The organism is Rhabdothermincola sp. (assembly GCF_036846205.1).
Taxonomy (GTDB): Bacteria; Actinomycetota; Acidimicrobiia; order Acidimicrobiales; family Acidimicrobilacustridaceae; genus Rhabdothermincola.
In genome coordinates, this window is the sequence record NZ_DAIUCK010000038.1 from 20,540 (window position 1) to 27,745 (window position 7,206).

Genomic DNA, 7,206 nt, shown 5'->3' on the forward strand with positions numbered 1-7,206 from the left:
GTCGACCGCACCACACGTGGCGCGAGGCTCCGCCGCGCAGTGCGCGAAACCGGCCAGAGTTGCTGACCGACCGTGCTGTTCGACACCGAGTGCGGTCGACAGACCCGTCTGAGGGATCCACCACCGCGGCTGGCGAGCTTCCTAGAGTGCTGGCCCGGGTGGAGACCTGGGTCCCGGCGCGCCGGGTCACGACGGAGGTTCACGTGCGTCGACGCTCTCGGCTTTTCGCCCCGCTCCCGGGCGCAGCTCTGATCGCCTCGCTCGCCCTGCTCAGCGCCTCGTGCGGCGATGGCACCAAGCCGGTGGAGGCTGCTGCTCCCGCCTCGTCGGCTGCGCCGACCACCAACAACCCGACCACCTCGGCAGCTCCCGCCCCGACCTACCCGCTCACGGGCCTGCCGATCGACGATCCGGCCGCGGCGGGCCGGCCGGTGGTGGTGGTGAAGATGGACAACAGCCCCGACGCTCGCCCGCAGGACGGCATCAACGAGGCCGACGTGGTCTACGAGCTGCTCGTCGAAGGAATCACCCGCTACGCGCTCGTGTACCACTCGAACCTTCCCGATCGGGTCGGACCGGTCCGCTCCGGTCGGAGCTCCGACCCACCACTGCTCGCCAACCTGAACCGGCCCTTGATCGCCTGGTCGGGTGGCAACCCCGGGGTGACCGCGGAGATCCTCGGGGCGGCGCGAAACGGGTTCCTGATCGACGCCGGCTACAACGCGTTCCCGGGTGACTACTGGCGCGACGGCGCTCGCCGGGCGCCGCACAACCTCTACACGGCCCTCGGCTCCCTCCGCGACCACGCCGCGCCCGAGGGGGGCACGGCGCCGCCTCCGCTCTTCGAGTACGCAACGGCCGGTGAGGTCGCGGCGCAGGGGGTCGCAGCGCCAGGGGTGGTGATCGACTTCGGCCAGGGCGTGCGGGCGGAGTACGTGTGGGACGCGGAGCGCGGCGGCTGGGACCGCTTCCAGATCGATGAGCGCCACCCCCGGCCCGAGAGCGCCACGGTGGACGGCTCCGGCGTCCAGGTGTCGCCTCCCAACGTCGTCATCCTGTTCCTCGACTACGGGACCAGCCCGGCGGACGCTCGCTCACCGATGGCGGTGAGCACCGGAAGCGGGCAGGCCTTCGTGCTCACCAGCGGGAGGGCGATCAGCGGGACCTGGGAGCGGCCCACACCGCTGGACCGCTGGACGCTGCGAGATGACGCGGGCAATCCCATCAAGCTCGCCCCCGGGCGCACCTGGGTGGCGCTCCCGCGGACCGGTGCCCCGGTGCTCCCGCTCGACGCCTCGACCGCCGCCGAGCTGCTCACGTATCGCCGCTGACCCTCGTGCGAACGGCCATCGCTGCCGGGACCCGTGCCCACCGGCCGTAGACTGGCTGCATGGCAGACCACATCACCGGCCCGGCCTCCGGGCGCGAGACCGGCACCATGCTGGTCAAGCGAGGATTGGCCGAGATGCTCAAAGGCGGCGTCATCATGGACGTCGTCGATCCCGACCAGGCGAGGATCGCCGAGGACGCGGGCGCGGTGGCGGTCATGGCCCTCGAGCGGGTACCGGCCGACATCAGGCGCGACGGCGGGGTGGCGCGCATGAGCGATCCCGAGATGATCGAGGGCATCAAGGCCGCCGTGACCATCCCGGTCATGGCCAAGGCCCGCATCGGCCATTTCGTGGAGGCCCAGATCCTGCAGGCGCTCGGGGTCGACTACGTCGACGAGAGCGAGGTCCTCACGCCTGCCGATGAGGCCCACCACATCGACAAGTGGGCCTTCACCGTGCCCTTCGTGTGCGGGGCCACCGACCTGGGTGAGGCGCTCCGGCGCATCGGCGAGGGTGCAGCCATGATCCGCTCGAAGGGAGAGGCGGGCACGGGCAACATCGTTGAGGCTGTCCGGCACCTGCGCTCGATCCTCGGCGACATCCGGCGCCTCACACAGGCCGATGCCGCCGAGGTCTTCGACTGGGCGAAGCGGCTGCAGGCTCCCTTGCCCCTCGTGCAGGAGGTGGCGGGGACAGGCCGCCTGCCCGTGCCGTTGTTCTGCGCGGGGGGCATCGCCACCCCCGCCGACGCCGCGCTGGTCATGCAGCTCGGAGCGGAGGCGGTCTTCGTCGGTTCGGGGATCTTCAAGTCCAGCGACCCCGCTCGCCGGGCCCGGGCCATCGTGGAAGCCACGACGAACTACCGCGATCCCGAGATCCTGGCGAAGGTGAGCCGAGGCCTCGGTGACGCCATGCCGGGCCTCGAGATCGGCGGCCTTGACACCAAGCTGGCCGAGCGGGGCTGGTGACCTCGCGACGAACGTGGCCCTCGTGACTCCGGCGATGCCGTGGCGGTGAAGGTCGGTGTGCTCGCGCTGCAGGGTGCCTTCGCCCTCCACACCCGCGCGCTCGAGCGACTCGGTGTCGCGGTCGTCGAGGTGCGCACACGAGAGGATCTGCTCGGGGTCGACGCCCTGGTCCTCCCAGGGGGGGAGTCCACCGCGATCTCGAAGCTCCTGGAGGCCAACGACCTGTTCGACGCGATCGGGTCGCGGCTTGCGGGCGGGATGCCGGCTCTGGGAACCTGCGCCGGCATGATTCTCCTGGCCAACGATGTGCTCGACGGTCGGGCAGACCAGCGGTCGTTCGGGGCGCTCGACATCGCGGTCAGGCGCAACGCGTTCGGCCGCCAGGTCGACTCCTTCGAAGCCGAGGTGCACGTCGCCGCCATCGGTGATCAGCCCTTCCACGGGGTCTTCATCCGAGCTCCCTACGTCGAGTGGTCGGGTCCGGGAGTCGAGGTGCTCGGCGTCATCGACGGTCGGCCGGTGGTGTGCCGGCAGGGTCCCGTTCTCGCCACCGCGTTCCACCCCGAGCTGTCGGACGATCTGCGCATCCACGAGCTGTTTCTGTCCGGCTCGCGCGTCGTGACGGACACACCGGAGAGGTAGAGGCGAATGTCGGGTCATTCCAAGTGGGCCACGATCAAGCACAAGAAGGGCGCGCAGGACAAGGCGCGCGGGAAGCTCTTCGCCAAGTTGATCCGGCAGGTCGAGGTGGCCGCGCGAGAGGGGGGTGGTGATCCCGACGCCAACCCGACGTTGCGCACCATGTACCAGAAGGCCCGTGACAACTCCGTCCCCCTCGACACCATCGAGCGGGCCATCAAGCGCGGTACCGGTGAGCTCGAAGGCGTCACCTACGAATCGATCACCTACGAGGGCTACGCGCCCAACGGCGTGGCCCTGCTCATCGATGTGCTCACCGACAACCGCAACCGGACCGGATCGGAGATCCGGTCGCTGCTCAAGAAGAACGGCGGCTCGATCGCGGAGCCGGGCTCGGTGGCCTGGCAGTTCGAACGCAAGGGTGTGGTGATCGTGCCGAAGTCCGTCGAGGAGGACGACATCATGCTCGCCGCGCTCGACGCCGGTATCGAGGACCTCACCGACGAGGGAGACACCTGGCGGATCACCTGCGCACCGGGCGATCTCCCGACGGTGCGCTCCGCGCTCGAGGCCGCGGGGATCACCTTCGAGTCGGCCGACACCACGATGCTGCCGACCACCACCGTCCCGATCGAGACCGCCGAGGCGGCCAAGGCGGTCCTGCGGGTCATGGACGCCCTGGAGGACAACGACGACGTGCAGGACGTCTACGCCAACTTCGACATCCCCGACGAGATCCTCTCCGGGATGTCCGTGGAAGCCTGACCGTGCCCCTGGGCACTGGCGAGCCGGCACCGGACTTCACGCTGCCCGGCACCGACGGCACGGCCGAGGGGAGGCGGTCGTACTCGCTCTCCGAGCTCCACGGTCAGCCGGTGGTGCTGGTGTTCTATCCAGCTGACCGCTCGCCGGTGTGCACGGTCCAGCTCGCGACGTACAGCGCGGACATCAGCCGGTTCGCGACCCTGGGTGCCGCGGTGCTGGCGATCAGTCCTCAGTCGGTCGATGAGCACGAGGCGTTCGTGGCTGCGGAAGGGGGGTTCGCCTTCCCGCTCCTGTCCGACGAGGACAAGGCGGTCGGCCGTGCCTACGGGATCCTCGGCCCGCTCGGCTTCTACCGCCGCTCCGTGTTCGTGATCGACCGCAACGGCGTGGTCCGTTGGGCGCACCGGTCGCCCTCGGGTCTGACGTTCCGCTCGGTCGACGAGCTGGTCGACGTCCTCGGCTCTCTCCCCGCCACCTGACCTGAGCCCGGGTGGCGGTCCTGGTCCCCGCGCGCCGGAAGGTCTCGGTGGTCGGCCGCCCCGCCGGCGGGCCGAAACCGGGAGCCCTACTGCTCGTTCGCCACGCCGAGCAGGCGGGCCCGGGTGAGCGATCGGAAGCCGGTGGCGAGGCTGGTGAGAGCGATGGCCCAGGCGATGACCCCGATGGTCAGCGACAGCACCGGTGTCCCGGACCCCAGCAGCGCACCGGTGGACTGCCCGTAGGCGATGAGGATCAGTGGCAGGGTCACCAGCCCGGATGCCTGCTGTGCTGCGGCCGTGCTCTTGACCCGCGCCGACAGTCGCAGCACCAGCGAGAGCGCCAGGGCGAGGAACGGGGGCAGCACCCAGATGATCAGCAGCCACCACGACGGGGTCGGGAAGAACCAGCCGCCGACGTCCGGGCCCACGATGGTGTTCACCAGCAGCGAGTACACCCCGAAGCCCACGACGGTGGTCACGTAGCCGGGTATCAGGCTGGCGAGGAGCTTGCCGAGGTAGATCTCGCGGACGTCCGCGGGGGAGTGGGCCAGGAACTCCCCGGTGCCGCGCTCGCGCTCGCCCACGATCGTGGAGGCGCCCACCGCGGTGGAGATGGTGAGGGGTACCACCACCGCGATGGGGGCGAACAGGTACACCGCCAGCACGTAGGACACCTGGGTCTGTGCCGGTGCTTGCGGTACCGCGTCCTGCGCGGACTTCGGGAGCATCTCGAGCGCCTGGGACACCTGCTGGACGGCGTCGACGTTCCCCAGGTTGTTGATGATCGAGAGCATCAACGCCGGCACGCCGACGAAGAAGAACCCGCCGAGGAGCACCATCGGGATCCAGAAGTCCTTCGACTGGACGAGCTGCTTGAGATCCGTGCGCATGACCGTGAACATCCGCTGGGTGTTCACGGCCGGGCTCCCACGGCCTGGGCCCGGCGTTCGGCCCGTACCGCGAAGTAGAGGTCCTCGAGGGTGGGCTGGTGCGGCTCGACCCGGGTGAGCCGCACCCCTTCCGCTGCCAGCCGGGCGATCAGGTCGGGCACCCGTCGGAGATCGTCGAGCTGCAGCTCGACCCGCGAGCCTCTCGCGGTCTGAACGTGCTGGAGGGACAGGACTCCCTCCCAGTCGGCGGCTCGGTCGAGCATCGAGGGATCCTCCGCGTCGAGGTGGACGGTGTCGTGGGGCCAGTAGCGGCGGGTCAGCTCCTCCTGGGTCCCGGTGAGCAGGTCGCTGCCGTTCTCGAGCACCACGATCTGGTCGGCGAGGCCCTCCGCCTCGATCAGCAGATGAGTGCACATGATCACCGTGCGCCCGTCGGAGGTCATCTCCCGGATGAGCTCGAGCACCGCGTGGGAGGACTCCGGGTCCAGCCCGGAGGTCGGTTCGTCGAAGAGCAGCAGGTCGGGATCGTGCAGCACCGAGCGGGCCAGTGCCAGGCGGGTCTTCATTCCTGTCGAGTAGCCGCCCACCTGCTGGTCGAGCGCCTCGAGGATCCCGAACCGTGCCGCTGCCTCCCGGATGGGGCCGACGGCGTTGCGGCCGAGACCGTAGAGCTCCGCGGCGTACTGGAGATTGTCCCATCCCGACAGGCGGTCGTAGAGGGCGGGTTTCGCCGACACCACCCCACATCGCCGGCGCACCTCCTCACCGAGGACGTTCGGGTCCGCCCCGAAGGTGCGCACATAACCCCGGTCGGGGTTCAGCGCGCCGGTGACGATGCGGATGGCGGTGGTTTTGCCGGCGCCGTTCGGACCGAGCAGCACCGTGATGCGGCCGCGGGGGACGAGGAGGTTGAGATCGGAGAGCGCAGGGACCCGCCCGAACCGGCGGGTCACGTTGCGCACCTCGACGACCAGGTCGGGATCCAGGACGGAGGCGCCGATCCCCGGTGCGGGCGCGGGTTCGGTCGTGGTGGTCACAAGGATTCATCGGCAGGAGCCCCAGCTCCTGTAGCACCCGGCGGGCTCGGGCCGTCCGGCTGGCCGCGTGTTGACACCGGAGGCCCCGCGGGGACGGTCCACCCTCGGACGGTCCCAGCCCGCTACCGTCGTACAGGTGTTCGTCCTCGGCATCGACCCTGGTGTGTCCCGGTGCGGCTACGCGGTCCTCGAGGAAGGCAGGAGCGGTGGCGGCCGCGCCGTGGCCATCGGGGTGCTCACCACGCCGGCGAGCTCGCCGATCCATCACCGGCTTGCCGAGCTCCAGCGGGAGCTGCGGGCTCTGCTGAGGGAGTTCCGGCCCTCCGCGGTCGCTGTGGAGCGGGTCCTGTTCTCGAGCAACGCCCGTACGGCGATGGCAGTCGGCCAGGCGAGCGGGTTGGCGATGGCCGAGGCCGCGGCCGCAGGCTGTGAGGTGGTGCAGTACTCGCCCAACGAGGTCAAGCAGGCGGTCGCGGGCTACGGCGGCGCGACCAAGGCACAGGTGCAGCGCATGGTGCAGACCCTCCTCGACCTGCCCGCCGTTCCGCACCCGCCGGATGCCGCCGACGCCGCGGCGGTGGCGCTGTGCCACCTCGCGATGGCGCCACTGCATGCGGCTACGGCCAGGAGGGTCGGGCCGTGATCGGCTCGCTCCGGGGCACGCTGGTGGAGCGGGCGGGCGATGGTGAGCTGCTCATCGAGGTGGCCGGCGTCGGCTACCGGGTGACGGTCACCCCCACCACGGTGGTGGAGGCGGGCGAGCCGGGCGACGAGGTGTTCTTGTACATCCACCACCACCGCCGCGAGGACGTCGAGACCCTCTACGGGTTCCTGTCCCGCGAGGAGCGGGTGTGCTTCGAGGCACTGATCGGCGCCCACGGGGTGGGCCCGGCGCTGGGTCTTGCCATCCTCGCCGTCCACTCGCCGTCGGCGCTGCATCGGGTGCTGGCCGACGATGACCTGGCCGCGCTGTGCCTGGTGCCAGGCATCGGGAAGAAGACCGCGGCCCGCCTGCTGGTCGAGCTCAAGTCACGTCTCGACGTGCCAGGCCTCGAGGCGGCGGCGACCGCCTCGTCGGATGCGGGCCCGGGTGGGCG

At 70.5% G+C, this 7,206-nt stretch carries 9 protein-coding genes; 7 read left to right on the plus strand and 2 right to left on the minus strand.

The window, feature by feature from the left end; all coding sequences use genetic code 11:
* Positions 1-203: 203 nt before the first annotated feature.
* Genes V7004_RS07475 through V7004_RS07495 form a run of 5 tightly spaced genes read left to right on the plus strand, consistent with a single transcriptional unit; the run spans position 204 to position 4,182 of the window.
* Positions 204-1,331 (plus strand): DUF3048 domain-containing protein, encoded by a 1,128-nt coding sequence (locus tag V7004_RS07475; protein ID WP_334143110.1) that lies wholly within the window; start codon positions 204-206, stop codon positions 1,329-1,331.
* Between the two features lie 59 nt (positions 1,332-1,390).
* The gene (gene pdxS / locus V7004_RS07480) at positions 1,391-2,299 is read left to right on the plus strand and encodes a pyridoxal 5'-phosphate synthase lyase subunit PdxS (protein WP_334143111.1); all 909 of its coding nucleotides are present in this window, start codon (positions 1,391-1,393) and stop codon (positions 2,297-2,299) included.
* A 39-nt stretch (positions 2,300-2,338) separates the two neighbouring features.
* Positions 2,339-2,941 carry a pyridoxal 5'-phosphate synthase glutaminase subunit PdxT gene (gene pdxT, locus V7004_RS07485; protein ID WP_334143112.1) on the plus strand — a complete coding sequence of 201 codons (603 nt, stop codon included), beginning with the start codon at positions 2,339-2,341 and terminating at the stop codon, positions 2,939-2,941.
* Positions 2,942-2,947: 6 nt separating this feature from the next.
* The gene (locus V7004_RS07490; protein WP_334143113.1) at positions 2,948-3,703 is read left to right on the plus strand and encodes a YebC/PmpR family DNA-binding transcriptional regulator; all 756 of its coding nucleotides are present in this window, start codon (positions 2,948-2,950) and stop codon (positions 3,701-3,703) included.
* A gap of 2 nt (positions 3,704-3,705) precedes the next feature.
* Positions 3,706-4,182, plus strand: a complete 477-nt coding sequence (locus V7004_RS07495) for a peroxiredoxin (protein ID WP_334143114.1) — start codon at positions 3,706-3,708, stop codon at positions 4,180-4,182.
* An 86-nt stretch (positions 4,183-4,268) separates the two neighbouring features.
* Here the strand turns inward: V7004_RS07495 and V7004_RS07500 are convergent, their stop codons facing one another.
* Both V7004_RS07500 and V7004_RS07505 read right to left on the minus strand, forming a co-directional pair.
* The gene (locus V7004_RS07500) at positions 4,269-5,099 is read right to left on the minus strand and encodes an ABC transporter permease subunit (RefSeq protein WP_208027789.1); all 831 of its coding nucleotides are present in this window, start codon (positions 5,097-5,099) and stop codon (positions 4,269-4,271) included.
* On the minus strand, positions 5,096-6,109 hold the full coding sequence (locus tag V7004_RS07505; protein ID WP_334143116.1) for an ABC transporter ATP-binding protein: 1,014 nt from the start codon (positions 6,107-6,109) through the stop codon (positions 5,096-5,098). Before V7004_RS07505 ends, V7004_RS07500 begins: the two co-directional genes overlap by 4 nt.
* A 136-nt stretch (positions 6,110-6,245) precedes the next feature.
* On the opposite strand from V7004_RS07505, the gene ruvC reads away from it, so the two are divergent.
* Entirely contained in the window at positions 6,246-6,752 is a 507-nt protein-coding gene (gene ruvC, locus V7004_RS07510; protein WP_334143117.1) for a crossover junction endodeoxyribonuclease RuvC, read from the plus strand.
* On the plus strand, positions 6,749-7,206 hold a 458-nt coding region (gene ruvA / locus V7004_RS07515), incomplete at its 3' end, for a Holliday junction branch migration protein RuvA (RefSeq protein ID WP_334143118.1). The genes ruvC and ruvA, both read left to right, overlap by 4 nt.

Bases quoted from the DNA above. Each gene is read 5' to 3' on its own strand.
- pdxS (WP_334143111.1), top strand. From the start codon at position 1,391: ATGGCAGACCACATCACCGGCCCGGCCTCCGGGCGCGAGACCGGCACC.
- V7004_RS07490 (WP_334143113.1), top strand. From the start codon at position 2,948: ATGTCGGGTCATTCCAAGTGGGCCACGATCAAGCACAAGAAGGGCGCG.